This is a genomic window from uncultured Brachyspira sp., assembly GCF_944388875.1.
Classification (GTDB): domain Bacteria; phylum Spirochaetota; class Brachyspiria; order Brachyspirales; family Brachyspiraceae; genus Brachyspira.
In genome coordinates, this window is the sequence record NZ_CALXKQ010000012.1 from 1 (window position 1) to 13,746 (window position 13,746).

Annotated in this window: 13 protein-coding genes; 2 read left to right on the plus strand and 11 right to left on the minus strand. The window is 26.9% G+C overall.

Features of this window, described 5'->3' with window-relative positions; all coding sequences use genetic code 11:
• Positions 1 to 1,522 (plus strand): polysaccharide pyruvyl transferase family protein (locus Q0J69_RS08240; RefSeq protein WP_297206063.1); only part of this gene is annotated, 1,522 nt, incomplete at its 5' end.
• Positions 1,523 to 1,531: 9 nt separating this feature from the next.
• Here the strand turns inward: Q0J69_RS08240 and mnmA are convergent.
• The 8 genes from mnmA to Q0J69_RS08275 all read right to left on the minus strand — a co-directional run bounded on the left by mnmA (position 1,532) and on the right by Q0J69_RS08275 (position 9,846).
• Positions 1,532 to 2,590, minus strand: a complete 1,059-nt coding sequence (mnmA, locus tag Q0J69_RS08245; protein ID WP_297206065.1) for a tRNA 2-thiouridine(34) synthase MnmA — start codon at positions 2,588 to 2,590, stop codon at positions 1,532 to 1,534.
• Between the two features lie 15 nt (positions 2,591 to 2,605).
• Positions 2,606 to 3,280 carry an SH3 domain-containing protein gene (locus tag Q0J69_RS08250; protein WP_297206067.1) on the minus strand — a complete coding sequence of 225 codons (675 nt, stop codon included), beginning with the start codon at positions 3,278 to 3,280 and terminating at the stop codon, positions 2,606 to 2,608.
• A gap of 23 nt (positions 3,281 to 3,303) precedes the next feature.
• A complete protein-coding gene (locus Q0J69_RS08255; RefSeq protein ID WP_297206069.1) occupies positions 3,304 to 5,046 on the minus strand; it encodes a BatD family protein in 1,743 nt (580 codons plus the stop codon).
• On the minus strand, positions 5,000 to 5,830 hold the full coding sequence (locus Q0J69_RS08260; RefSeq protein ID WP_297206072.1) for a tetratricopeptide repeat protein: 831 nt from the start codon (positions 5,828 to 5,830) through the stop codon (positions 5,000 to 5,002). Before Q0J69_RS08260 ends, Q0J69_RS08255 begins: the two co-directional genes overlap by 47 nt.
• Positions 5,831 to 5,844: 14 nt before the next feature.
• Complete coding sequence (locus Q0J69_RS08265; protein ID WP_297206074.1) at positions 5,845 to 6,864, minus strand: VWA domain-containing protein; 1,020 nt, start codon at positions 6,862 to 6,864, stop codon at positions 5,845 to 5,847.
• 327 nt (positions 6,865 to 7,191) lie between these two features.
• Entirely contained in the window at positions 7,192 to 8,796 is a 1,605-nt protein-coding gene (locus tag Q0J69_RS08270; protein ID WP_297206076.1) for a peptide ABC transporter substrate-binding protein, read from the minus strand.
• 484 nt (positions 8,797 to 9,280) lie between these two features.
• A complete protein-coding gene (locus tag Q0J69_RS14220; RefSeq protein ID WP_366030482.1) occupies positions 9,281 to 9,439 on the minus strand; it encodes an RNA 2'-phosphotransferase in 159 nt (52 codons plus the stop codon).
• 164 nt (positions 9,440 to 9,603) lie between these two features.
• Entirely contained in the window at positions 9,604 to 9,846 is a 243-nt protein-coding gene (locus Q0J69_RS08275) for an RNA 2'-phosphotransferase (RefSeq protein WP_297206078.1), read from the minus strand.
• A 130-nt stretch (positions 9,847 to 9,976) separates the two neighbouring features.
• Here Q0J69_RS08275 and Q0J69_RS08280 point away from each other — a divergent pair, with 130 nt between their 5' ends.
• On the plus strand, positions 9,977 to 10,696 hold the full coding sequence (locus Q0J69_RS08280; protein ID WP_297206080.1) for a gamma-glutamyl-gamma-aminobutyrate hydrolase family protein: 720 nt from the start codon (positions 9,977 to 9,979) through the stop codon (positions 10,694 to 10,696).
• Positions 10,697 to 10,778: 82 nt separating this feature from the next.
• Here the strand turns inward: Q0J69_RS08280 and rpe are convergent, their stop codons facing one another.
• The 3 genes from rpe to Q0J69_RS08295 all read right to left on the minus strand — a co-directional run bounded on the left by rpe (position 10,779) and on the right by Q0J69_RS08295 (position 13,746).
• Entirely contained in the window at positions 10,779 to 11,429 is a 651-nt protein-coding gene (rpe, locus tag Q0J69_RS08285) for a ribulose-phosphate 3-epimerase (protein WP_297206082.1), read from the minus strand.
• A gap of 13 nt (positions 11,430 to 11,442) precedes the next feature.
• A complete protein-coding gene (rnc, locus tag Q0J69_RS08290) occupies positions 11,443 to 12,183 on the minus strand; it encodes a ribonuclease III (protein ID WP_297206084.1) in 741 nt (246 codons plus the stop codon).
• A 78-nt stretch (positions 12,184 to 12,261) separates the two neighbouring features.
• A complete protein-coding gene (locus Q0J69_RS08295) occupies positions 12,262 to 13,746 on the minus strand; it encodes a VWA domain-containing protein (protein WP_297206086.1) in 1,485 nt (494 codons plus the stop codon).

The following is a 13,746-nucleotide window of genomic DNA, read 5'->3' on the forward strand; positions in this document are numbered from 1 at the left end:
TGATAATAAAGGTGTATCTTTAGTATTAATAAATACATATAAAGGCAACAATACATTTAAGTATTTGAATAATAAACCTAAATACAAAAATATTGAAAAAGTTAAATTTTTTAATGGCGGACTAGGAGGCAATATAGCTATATTTTCTAACAGAAAATATTTTTTTGATAATTTAGATAAAGAACCTTTAGAAGAGTTATATAAAAATAGCTGTAACCCAAAATATAATATAGCGATAATTAATATGGGTACATCAAATAATTTTGGTGCTGTTTTAACTTCTTATGCTATATTTTATATAATAAAACAACTTTATTATAATCCAATACTAATATATGATAATTTGAGGAGTGAAAGTTTATATGATAATACAAAAGGTTGTCAAACATATTTTAAATATCTAAATGTTGGAAATGAAACATTTTCTAGAAAAGAGCTAGAAAGATATGTAGAGAAATGTAATACTTTTATTGTAGGTTCCGATCAGTTATGGAAATTTAACACATGGTCTAATTATGCTTTAGATTATTATATGTTACACTTCGTACCAAATAATAAAAAAAAAATATCCTATGCTCCATCATTTGGTATTAGTAAATATGAAGGTGGTAAATATAATGAACTTATGTGTAAATTTTATTTAAAACAATTTGATCATGTTTCTGTTAGAGAAGATGATGGTGTTAATATTTGTAAATATTATTTTGACGTTGAAGCAACTCATGTATTAGATCCTGTATTTTTGCTGGAAAAAAAATACTATGACTATTTAATATCTAAAAGCAAATTAAAAATAGATTATAATTATATAGCTGTATATAATTTAAGATCTGATTTAAATAATATAATTAACATTATATCAGATAAATTAAATTTAAAATGTATAGTAATAAATGATGGGGATCATAATTTTTCTATAGAAGATTGGCTTTATATAATTAAAAATTCAAAATATTTTATAACAGATTCTTTTCATGGTATGTGCTTTTCTATTATTTTTAAGATTCCTTTTTTAGTTACATTAAATGAGCATGGCGGTATATCAAGAATATTATCAATATCAAAACAATTTAATTTTGAAGATAGGGTTATAAAAGATATTAATGAAATAACAGATAATAAAATAAATAATATAATCAATATGGATTTTACAGAAATAAATAATAAACTAAAAACAGAAAAAGAAAAATCTTTAAGTTGGCTTGTAAATGCTATTGAAACTCCAAAAAAAATTAATAAAGATTCATATAAGGATGATATGATAAATTTGCTTATAGAAAAAAATCAACAGTTAAATAATGAAAATAAACAATTAAGCAATAAAATAAATTATTTAGCAAATAATATAAATTGGTTAAAGTTTTTTGGAATATATAATAGCAAGAATTATATTTATATATACTTATTTGGTATTAAAGTCACAATAAAAGCTACTGAGAACAATATTAATATGATAGCTTGGTGGATACCAGTAAAAAAGTGGCGTGAAGCTTTTAGAGATAAATTCAGAATATTATATTGATAATAATTTCTAATAAACAATACCGCCGCATAAAGTTAGTTCTCCGTCATAACATACGCATGACTGTCCTTTAGCTACTATTCCTGTAGGTTCAAGAAATTTTATTTTTATAGTATTTTCATCTATGGGAATAACTCTCGCCATAGTACCTTTGTGTACACTTCTTGTTTTTACTAAAGCTTCAAATTCTTTTTGTATAGGTTCAGCTATCCAATTAACATTGTATATGGTAACTTCATTAACAAAAGTATGATTCTTATTACCAACATAAACAGTATTTGTTTTGCTGTCTAATGATATTATAAATAAAGGTTCTTTATAAGCTATACCCAAACCTTTTCTCTGTCCTACAGTATAATGCCATATTCCTTTATGATGCCCCAATACTTCATTCGTATCTATATTTATTATATCACCTTCCTTATCTCCATCAAATAGTCTGTGATATTCGCCTGCAAAAAAATCCTGACTCTCACTTTTTTCAGAAACTTCCAAATTATATTCCCTTGCTATTTTCCTAGTATCCTCTTTTGTATTTTCATACATTGGGAATATTATTTTTGATAATTGATATTGAGTAAGCCTGTATAAAAAATATGACTGATCCTTTATAAGATTTTTTCCTCTTAATAAAATATATCTTTTTGATTTTTCATCATATTTAACACCTGCATAATGTCCTGTAGCAAATTTATCAAATTCTAACCCATGATTTTCTATAGCCTCAAATAAAGCCATAAACTTAATCTGACTATTGCACATAATACATGGATTAGGAGTAAGTCCGTTTTTATAAGACTCTGCCACATAATCTATAACTTTTTTTTGAAACATATCGCTTACATCGAATGCATAATAATCTATTCCAATAGCCTTAGCATATCTTTTACATTCATCTACCATATTTGACTGTGAAGGACTATAACATGAACCGCTTAAAGGGGCTCTTTTATCACCATTCCAAAGAAGCATAGTAACACCAAATACTTCATTTCCTTGTTCTTTTAAAATCTTTGCTGTAGTAGTAGAATCCACTCCTGCACTCATTCCAACCGCTATTTTTAACATAAATCCGCTCCATTATTATATCTTTTCTGCCGAACTCTTATTTATCCAGCCCTTAAAATTTCCTTTTACATAATACCAATTAGTATATTCTTCTAATATTCTCAATTTTTCACCTTCATGTATTATAGAAACTATATCAGATTTTGTACTGCTTCCATTATAAATATTTGCTTCTTCTACAGTTACAACATAATCATCATTTATTCTGTTATTAATTATTATAGTAGGTATCAAAAATACAATAGATAATATTAATAAAAATTTATTAGACTTTCTTAGTTTTATAAGCAGTACAATAAACACTGTAAAACTTATCAAAAATAATATTAACAATATATATATAGTTATAATCATTTGTGAATTATAATTATTATTTCCTGTAATAGAGTTTATCATATTTTTTGTTTCTTTATCAAAAGGAGATATATTAAGAGCCTTTTCATAATAAAGTACAGCATATCCATTGCTTCCAATAGCTGCATAAGAAGAAGCTAAATTATAATACAAATCTTTTGAAATAATATTAGATGATGCAATATCTTTGTATAAATAATTAGCCTCTAAATATTTGCCTTCATTATAAAGAGTATTGGCATTTTCAAATAAATTATTTATTTTATCCAAATCAGCACAGTATAAAAAACATGATTGAAATATCAAAAATATCACTATATATTTTCTTATATTCATTTATAAAATTTCCATATTATTAATTATTTATTTTTGATTTTTAATTTATCTATATATTTTATTATTTCAATGGCTTTTGTATGATAATCTTCATTGTTATATGATTCTCCAGAATACAATTCAAAATTGCATTTATCAATTATATTCTTTATCTCATCAGCCTTTTGAGAACCTATATAATCATTTAACTTTTCATATAAAGTATTATTATCATATATATTAAATTTATCTTTTATCTTATTTATTAAAATATTTTCTATAGATTTACAGTACTCTTTTCTATTATTGTCAGCGTAATATTTTTTAATGTTCTCAATACTAGAATCATTATTTTTATTAGAATTATTAAATAATAATTTTAAATTACTAATCTTTTTAGAATTATATATTATTATAGATACAGCTATTAATATTATAATATAAAAATAAATTATATTGATATTGAATACTCTAAACTCTTTATCTTCTTTTATGATTGTATTTTTTATAGGTATAACATTCAGCTCTTCATTATCATTATTAACAAAAGAATTAAAATTCTGCTTAATGCCTGATACTGTTAGATTAAAAGCACTAGAATAAATATTAGTATAGCTTTTATCATTAGGCGAAAAATAGCAAAAACTAATATTTGATATTATAGACTCTCCTTCATCTTTTGCAACTAATACATACTCTTTTATTTTTTTTCCTATTATTCTATTTCCGTCAAACCAATTTGTTTCATAAGTTTTAGGCTGATATACAGAAAAATAATTAGTTACATCATCATTAATATTAGGCATATTTATTATAGAAGTATTGCCCTCGCCTACAACTTCCATTGTAATAAGCATCTCTTCTCCTACAGCCACATTAGTTTTATTAACTTTTACATTAAAATTAAAATCGCCAACTGCTCCAGAAAAATTATCAAAACCAGTTTTATCAGGCAGAGGCAGTACATTTACAGTAAAATCTTCTTCGCCGTATTCGACTCTGTCATAAAACATGCCCTCTTTCTCAAATACAAAAGGCGTAGTTAATATATCTTTTATTCCAGACTTCATAGGATACAATGCTTCTTTCTTCAATGGTATAACGCTTACCCTTTTACCGTCTATTATTTCCGTAAATGAATTGTATTCGGATGAATCAGAATATGAAAGAAAATCAGTTCTAACAGGAATCTTTGAAAATCCAAGCACATTTACAGGTATATGAGAATATGCCTTCTGTTCTATATATATAGGTTCGTATAAATATACTTCTTTCTTATTAATATTATTATCAACATAAATATCTTCTCCGTAATCCATAAACTCCTCAAATTTATTTCCGTCAGGAGTACGGTCATCATCTCTGCTTCTTACTGGAGAACTCAAAACCTCTATTTCAACAGGATTTGCAACATAGGTATTATTATTTACTTTTACTCTAATATTATCTATTTTATATGTTCCTTCTTTGTTGGCTATATATGTAAAATTGTATGTCTGAATTGATTTGAATGTACCTGAAGAATACATCATATTCCTGCTTTGAGATGTACCTCTAAGCACAAATCCGTCTATATCAGGCATTATTACTCTTCCTGAACTGTTATTTATAGTTACAGATAGAGTAAATATTTCGCCTACACCTATTCTTTTGTCAGAAAACTCAGCTGTTATGCTTGTCTGTGCCGATAATGAATTGTAGGCAATAAATAATACAATCAATATGGAACTTATAAAAATATTACCAATCCTTGTCAATTCTTCCTCCGCCGTAATATTGATCTCCATTATCTTTATCTTTTCTAAACTGCCTTAAAGATTCTAATAATCTGTCAATATCTGATTTACTGTCTTCGTTGTTATTGCTGTTATTGTTGTTATTATTATTATTTTGATTATTCTGATTATTATCATTATTTTGATTATCCTGATTATTATCATTATTTTGATCATTCTGATTATTATTGTTATTTTGATTATCTTGATTCTGATTATTACTGTCATCATTATTCTGATTATTTTCACCAGAGTTTCCGTCATTATTATCGCTTTGACCGTCTTGCTCATCTTCACTTTGCTGATTATTAAATCCGCTGTTATTCTGCTGATTCTGTTTTTGATCTTCTAACTTTTTCTGTGCATATTCTAATGCTCTTTTTGCATTCTCATCATCTGGAGTATTAACAAGAGATTCAACTAATTCATCTATGGCACCTTGATAATCCTGACCTTCTATTTTTGTTATGCCTGAATTATAATGAATAGCACTTCTCATTTTTTTACTTGTATTTTCTGTAACACTTTTCTTTGCCATATCGAATAATTGAACAGCACTTTGAATATCTCCAATGGATGACATAGTTGTACCCATGTTATAAAATATTTCTGGAGAATTAGGAACTTTGCTTAAAGCCTTCTCATATAAAGTTACAGCACCTTCATAATTTCCTTTTTTCATCAATCTATTAGCCCTGTCCACATCAAGTTTCGCTGTAAGCTCATTGAATGAAAAGGCATATATATTAAAAGACATAATTACAAATAAAAATATTAATAAATTGTATTTTTTCATTTTTAAATTCCTGCTTAATAAGATTTAGCTTTTTTATTAACAATTTTTTCTTTGGGAGTATTTACTCTTATTTGAGTTAATATATTAAACATACTGGCAATTATTATAAGAATAACTGAAGCTGCTAAAAATATTTGGAATCTTTCTTTATAGCTTCTATTATTTCTTATAGAAGATACGCTATCCATATTTTTTTTCATATCATCAAATATTCTTTCCAAAGAAACATTCTCAGCAATATAGCTTTTTCCATGCGTAGAATCGGCTATCATTTTCAATGTATTATCATCCCTTTTTGAAATTATAGTTTTTTCTCTAACTCCTAAATCCGTACTTATGCTTGCACCTTCTAATGTACCAACTCCTATTGTATATACGCTTACATTCATGTCATTTAATTCTTTTAAAACTTCATCAAAATAACCGCCATGATCCTCTCCGTCAGTTATAAGTACTATTGATTTTTTACTTACGGCATTAACATTAAATGTATTTTTAGCTGTAACTAAAGCATCTGCTATTCTAGTTCCCTGCAATGTAACAGATTTTGTATTTAAATTATTTAATATATAAGTAAAAGTGTCCATATCCTGTGTAAAAGGACTTGCTATAAAACTAGTTCCTGCAAATCCTACTAATGCCACGGATAAATTATCAGTGTTTTCAACAAACTTTTTTATTTCTAACTTAGCTCTTTCCAATCTTGAAGGCCATACATCATCCGCATCCATAGACCTAGATAAATCCAATGCTATTGTTATCATATAATTATCTGTTTTTATTTTTTGCTCTATTATCCCCCATTTAGGCTGCATGAGTGCAAATATTAAACATGCAGCTGCAAGAATCATAAATATAATAGAAAATACTCTTAAATTTGATATTCTTTTATAATTTTTATCACTTTGAAAATTGGAATTCTTTGTAAATATAGAAAGTATCTTATGCACTTTTTTCCTTGACATAATAAACAATGCTATAAGTACAGGAATTAATATATATAAAATTACAAATTTAAAGTCGCCAAAAAACATTATATCTAATCACTTTTTATAAATATATTTATTTATTATACTAATATTTAGTATTTTAATCAATATGTATAAATAACCATTGTTATTTGATAATGTAAACATCTAAAAATTTATTATACTTGTTTTAAAACTAAATTTCTTAATACTGACAATTTTTTATTTAATATTTTTTAATTATAGTTTGGGCACACAGCCGTGAAAGACCGCATATTTACACACTAAAATAATCATTTATACAACATATAAAAACATTATTTTTGCATTGGTAAATTATAAAAATTTTATATATAATCTTGTCAAGTACTTTTGAAACAAATCTATTAATTTCTATTCAATATATGCATTCCTAAAATCATACACAGAAAAAATATCGTATTTTACACCATGAAGTTTTTTACTCTGCATAACTGTAGCCTTATCATAATATATAGGTATAATAGCCATATCTTCTTTTATGAGTATGCGTTCTGCATCATAGGCTGCTTTTATTCTTATATCTTCATTAGCATTTGTCATAGCAATATCAACTAAATAATCATAAACTGCATTAGTATATCCGCCGTCATTGCCAAGTCCGTCAAGCTGAAAAAGTCTTAAATAACCAGCCGCCTGATTATAAGCTACACTAGTACCTGCCTTAATCATTTGAAAACTTCCGTCTTTTATTGACTGCAAATATGATGTAGGCTCTTCATATCTAAGTTTCAAATCAATGCCTAAATTATTTTTATACATATTCTGAATGGCTTCTGCTACAAAAAGCGATGAAGGATTAGTAGTTGTTATTAATTCTATAATAGGGAATTTTTTTATATCGCTGTATCCTGCATCTGAAAGAAGTTTTTTAGCCTCTTCAATATTTTTCTGATAATCGCCTTCTTTTAAAGAAATATATTCTGGTGCATTCTCTCTAAAATCATTAGTACCTATTTTTACATTTATAGGAACAAATCCGTCAGCAGCTACCCTTCCTCCACCTAAAACATTATTTACTATATAATTTCTGTCTATACCTAAAGCTAATGCCTTTCTCACTAAAGGATCTGTAAAAGGTTTTCTTTTTAAGTTTACCATATAGTAGGCAATAGATGTTATATCTGCTTCTCTTCCTATACCCTGCTCTATTAAAGAAGCTCTTTCATTTTCTGGAGTCTCTGGATAAAATAATATACTATCTGCATAAATAGCCGCAACTGCAGTATTAACATCTTCCAAAAACTCGAAAGTTATTTTTTCAGCCTTTACATTATCTTTATCCCAATAATAAGGGTTTTTCTCCATCACTATTTTTACAGCCTCATCATATTCTGTTATTATATAAGGTCCGTTTCCAATATAATGATCTTTACTCAAAGCCCAATCCTCTCCGTAAGTTTCTATAATATCACTTCTTATAGGTGAGGCAATATCGCTTGCCATAGCCTCTTCAAAATACGGAAGCGGTACATCAAGTTCTATTTTCAAAGTATAATCATCTAATGCATATACTCCAAGTTCTTCTAAAGACTTTTCCCCTTTCATTATACTTTGAGCATTCTTTATTATATCAAACCCTAAAGAAAATGGAGAAGCAACTTTCGGGTCTATTAATCTTCTTAATGTATATACAAAATCATTTGCAGTAACCGTTTTTCCGTCAGACCATTTGGCATTATTTCTCAAATAAAATATATAAACAGTATTATTACTCATAGCCTCCCAGCTTTCAGCAAGTGCAGGAATTATAGTACCGTCTTCATCTCTTTGAGTTAATGTTTCAAAAGTATGTGTTATGTAAACTGCTGTATTTATGCCTTTAGCAAATGCTGGGTCTAAGCTGCTTGGCATTCCTCCTACTGATACAACTATACCGCTATTATTATGTTTACTATTAGAACATGATAATAAAAATATACCTGCAATAAAAATTATTATAAAAATATTCTTCTTCATAAATATTTATTCCATTATTTTTTTAACATATTTAATGATAAATCAATATATAATTATGTCAACTATATTATGTTAATAAATGAAAATGCAGTAAAAATTATCAATTTAAAATAAGCTGGGGCGGGGAATTAGAATAAATTAAAAATTTTATTTACACACCCCACCCTATATACTTTATAGATTTATTTTTTAACTCTAACTTATTTACTTTTTGATATCAATTTAGCAACAGCACGCCCTCCCAAGTTTTATTAAAAAATATGAACCCAATTAACGCACGGTTAACAGCACTAAGTTTTTAACAAAATCATATCGCATAATACGTATATATTTTTTATTTTATTAAGCGTGCGTTGAATAAGTCTTGAAAATAAATAAAGTTAGGGCGGGAGTTTTATATTTATAATTAATCAACAAAAAAGTAAAGATGTAAATTTTCAATATAATCAAAAAATTTAATGGGCGGGGAATATATTTAAAACTATTATGCGATAATACCTAAAATATATTTTGAATCTACATAATCACAAAGCCAAACTTTATTTTCTGATAAATTGAAGCTGATACCATCTTCATGCATCTGTTTAGCATTAATCTTTATTATGGTAGGATTTCCATGACGTTCCCCAACTTTTTTGGCAATGTCTTCTGTTAATGATCAATGTACATGAAGCCTTTTCATTTTTTAATACCTTATTTTTTATGCTATCTATATTATTGGTAGAAGTGCCATGAAATAAAATATCAGGGGTTCTTTTTCTTCAAAATCCAAATCTACATCTATACTATGCCCATGATTGGTACTTATTAAAGTATGATTTTTATTAAAACTAAATCTCTTCTTATCATTTCATTATATAATACAACTCTCTCAAGTATATCTTTATCAATATTTTTTCCTTTTGATTTTATTTTTTCTATTAGTTCATGAACATTAGCCCATACGTCTTTTGATAATTTAATACCTATATACTCTGGCTTATGCCTTAATACCATACTTACAAACTTACTAATTTTCACTTCTTCTTTATTTAATTTATTATCTGACATTTTTACTTTCCAACATTTAGTAAATAAAAAATAATATCATTTAAAAATTATGTCAACTATATTAATTATGCCTTGTAAAAAAATAATTTTGCTTTAATATATATGTCAAATATTTTTAAGGAAAATCATTATGGCTGTTATAGGTTTATCTGGAAATCTTTTATATGAAAATAGTTCTATACCAAAAGAATTTGTTAATCGCTCTTATGTTGATTCTATTATAAGGTCAAAAGGAGTACCTTTTATAATGCCTATTACAGAAGACGAAGAAATAATAAAAAAAATGGCTGAAAATGTTGATGGCATTATTATGACTGAAGGTGTTGATGTTCACCCTTTTAGATTTAATGAAGAGCCTATAGAAAAAATCGGTACTATATCTGCCGAAAGAGATGATTTTGATTTTAAATTAATGAAATATGCTGTTGAAATGAATAAACCAATATTTGGAATATGCAGAGGAATACAGGTTATAAATGTATACTTCGGAGGCACTTTAATACAGGATATACCTACTCAAAGAAATACAAATATACTTCACAGCCAAACTGCTGAATATCATACAGCCACGCATAAAATACAAATAGTAAAAGACAGTATTATATACGATATGCTTGGAGAAAGTTCTGAAGTTAATAGTTTTCATCATCAGGCTATAGATAAATTAGCTAAAGACTTTAAAGTTACAGCTGCAGCAAAGGATGGTATAGTGGAAGCTATAGAATACAAGAAAAAAGATTCTTTTATTTTAGGCGTACAATGGCATCCTGAATTAATGAGTGCTAAAAGTGTAAAAATGCAGAATATTTTTGATATGTTTTTAGAAGTATGCAGGTCAAGAAAGGAGTAACAAATATTTTTTATTAATATTAATAATTTGATATTAATGCATATAAAACTTTTTCATAGCATATATAAACAATTATATTAAATTATTTATTTCCTCTAAGTTTATTTATAGTATCTTTTTTATTATCGCTGTCAATTATAGCACTTCCAGCAACAAGGAAATTAGCACCTGCCTCAATTACCTTATCACAAGTATTAAAATTAACTCCGCCGTCAACAGCAAGAATTATATTTCTATTATCTATTAATTTTCTAATTTCTTTTATTTTTTGTATTGAAGATTCTATAAACTTCTGTCCGCCAAATCCAGGATTAACACTCATAACAAGAACATAATCAATATCATCAATAATAGGTTCTATTACATCAGCCCTTGTATGAGGATTAAGTACAATACCTGCTTTTATATTATGGGATTTTATTTGATGAAGAATCCTATGAATATGAATATTACCCTCAAAATGAACGCTTATTATATCGCATCCAGCCTTTGCAAAATCATCAATATGCTTTTCTGGATTTACTATCATAAGATGAGCATCAAGCGGTATTTTACTAATTTTTTTTATATCAGAAACTATTTTTGCACCAAAAGTAATTTGAGGCACGAATACTCCGTCCATTATATCCAAATGAAGATAATCGCTTCCTGCTTCTTCAAGCTCCTTTATAGTATTTTCCAAATTAGAAAATGGTGCTGTTAATATTGATGGTGCTATTAATATTTTACTCATAATATTCCTTTTATTAATTTTTATTTTGCCTGTTTCTTTTTATAGTGCTGCTTACTATCTCTATTTTATTTAATGCACTTTTAGCCGCTTCAGTTTCAGCTTCTTTTTTACTCCTTCCAAAACCCACTGCAAAAATATTATCATTTACATGAACTTCTGCTTTAAACATTTCATCATGATTTTCATTACTGCATGTATATTCAAAAGATTTATACACAGGACTTGTTTTATGCTTTTTCTGTATTAGTTCCTGAAATATAGTTTTATAATCTTTATCAAAATTTTCTATATCCAAATTTTTAAGTCTATTTTGATAAGCCATCATAACAAATTTAGAAGCATTACCTATACCAGAATCCAAATATATAGCTCCAACAACAGCCTCAAATAAATCCTCAAGCATATTAGACCTATAACGTCCTCCAGAAGCCTCTTCTCCATGACCAAGAAGCAAAAAATCCCCCAGCTTAAGCTCCTTTGAAAGCTCAGATAATGATTTCTGAGATACCAATGATGATTTCACTTTTGAAAGAAGTCCCTCTTTACTTGTATTATATTTTTTAAATAAATAATCGGATATAATAAGAGAAAGAACAGAGTCCCCCAAAAACTCAAGTCTTTGATTATATTTCATCTTTTTTTTGGATTCATTTGCATAAGTTCTATGAGTTATAGCTTCCAAAAGATAAGCTCTATTCTTAAACTCATATTTTATAGCTTTCTGACAATTATCTAATACTTCATCTAAATTCATACCGCACACTGCCTAGTAATGATAGCATTATCATACAATGAAAAAAATAACAGTCAAGAATTTTTTTATATAATTTTGTTAATTACCAAATATATTTGAATACATATTTCCAGTAATTTCCTTAACGGAAGCATTTGAAGAATCATAGCACCAATTATAATCAAATATGCTGTTTTTCACATTGAACATAGGGCTGCTGCCTATTATAAGAGAGAAAAACCTATTTTCATTTTTCTTTTGGGCTTCAGACAATTTATAATCTTCTTCTGTAAATTCATTAAATACAAAATCAGAAACAAAAAGTAAATCAGATTTTTTATAATTCTCAGTATTCATAGTTTTTACGGCATGCCTCAATGCAGGTACAGCATCAGTTCCTCCGTTAAAACTTAATCTCAAAAACTCAATCAAATTATCCATAGTATTAGGGTATGTTAAATCCATAGTTTCTATTTGCGTACTGAAATTTATAAGGTAACAATTTCTTTTCTGTTTCATTGCACGAGTAGCCAGATATAATGTAACAGCCTTTGCAACAGTTTCAGGAACTCCGCTCATAGAACCGCTTGTATCAACGCATATTATAATAGGACCTTTTTTATCCTCCTCCGCAACCTGCATTTCATCTTCAACCATTTCATCATAAGAATAATCAGTATAACCCTCTTTTTTGAAAGTCAAAAGCCTATTTTCAAAATACTTTACTCCGAATAAAGTTTCAAGTACGCCTTCAGCTAAAAGCAGCTTCTCCTGAGGAAGTATATTATGTATATCCCTAGAATAAGTTATTCCGACAATCTCTTCCTGAGAGTTAGTATCTATTTTTTTAGTTTTGAAAGTTTCTTTTCTTAGAACTTTTTCTATTTTTATGCTTTCCTCTGCTTTCATAAATCTTCCTAGCATATCGCAAAGTTCTTTTATACTTTTATGATTTTTTAGAAAGTTTGCTAGTTTTTTTATATAATTTATATCTCTTTTTGCAATTTTTCCAAGACTCAAATCAAAAAGCTCGCCTGTTTCATCGCCTAATGATTCTTTAATCTCTTTTATATCTTTTAAATATTCAAGCAGATTTTTAGTATCTTTAAAAAACTCTTTTCTCCTTTCATCTATTTTATCCAAGGCCCATTTAGTATATTCTCTATCTAAAGAATTTTTCCAATCATTTAAAACCACTTTTTCTAAAGCATTATAATCGTTATTGATATTGCTGTATTCTTCTTTATGTTTATTTTTTATATCATTTAATTTTTTATTATAAAAATTATCATCAGCATCTTTATCAAAATTTTTATAATTATTTATATCATTTAAAATACGGTTTTCATCAGCACCATTATTTTTAAAAGAAGAATATGCATTATTATATTTATCATATTCATTTTTTAAAGGATTATTAGATGAAAGTTCTTTATTCAAATTTTCATTATAATCATTTATTTTTTTATCAAGTTCTTTAGCAAAATCTTCATCTTCAAGTAATTCACCGTACTGAGAGAATTCAGTGTATAATTGATTTTTAATATCATCTTTTTTAAATAAAAAACTTAATATATCCAACAT

Coding starts and splice junctions, on each gene's coding strand:
- rpe (WP_297206082.1), bottom strand. CDS start 11,429: ATGAGTAAAATATTAATAGCACCATCAATATTAACAGCACCATTTTCT.
- Q0J69_RS08265 (WP_297206074.1), bottom strand. CDS start 6,864: ATGTTTTTTGGCGACTTTAAATTTGTAATTTTATATATATTAATTCCT.
- rnc (WP_297206084.1), bottom strand. CDS start 12,183: ATGAATTTAGATGAAGTATTAGATAATTGTCAGAAAGCTATAAAATAT.
- mnmA (WP_297206065.1), bottom strand. CDS start 2,590: ATGTTAAAAATAGCGGTTGGAATGAGTGCAGGAGTGGATTCTACTACT.
- Q0J69_RS08275 (WP_297206078.1), bottom strand. CDS start 9,846: ATGTCAGATAATAAATTAAATAAAGAAGAAGTGAAAATTAGTAAGTTT.
- Q0J69_RS08280 (WP_297206080.1), top strand. CDS start 9,977: ATGGCTGTTATAGGTTTATCTGGAAATCTTTTATATGAAAATAGTTCT.
- Q0J69_RS08295 (WP_297206086.1), bottom strand. CDS start 13,746: ATGTTGGATATATTAAGTTTTTTATTTAAAAAAGATGATATTAAAAAT.
- Q0J69_RS08270 (WP_297206076.1), bottom strand. CDS start 8,796: ATGAAGAAGAATATTTTTATAATAATTTTTATTGCAGGTATATTTTTA.
- Q0J69_RS08260 (WP_297206072.1), bottom strand. CDS start 5,830: ATGAAAAAATACAATTTATTAATATTTTTATTTGTAATTATGTCTTTT.
- Q0J69_RS08255 (WP_297206069.1), bottom strand. CDS start 5,046: ATGGAGATCAATATTACGGCGGAGGAAGAATTGACAAGGATTGGTAAT.
- Q0J69_RS08250 (WP_297206067.1), bottom strand. CDS start 3,280: ATGAATATAAGAAAATATATAGTGATATTTTTGATATTTCAATCATGT.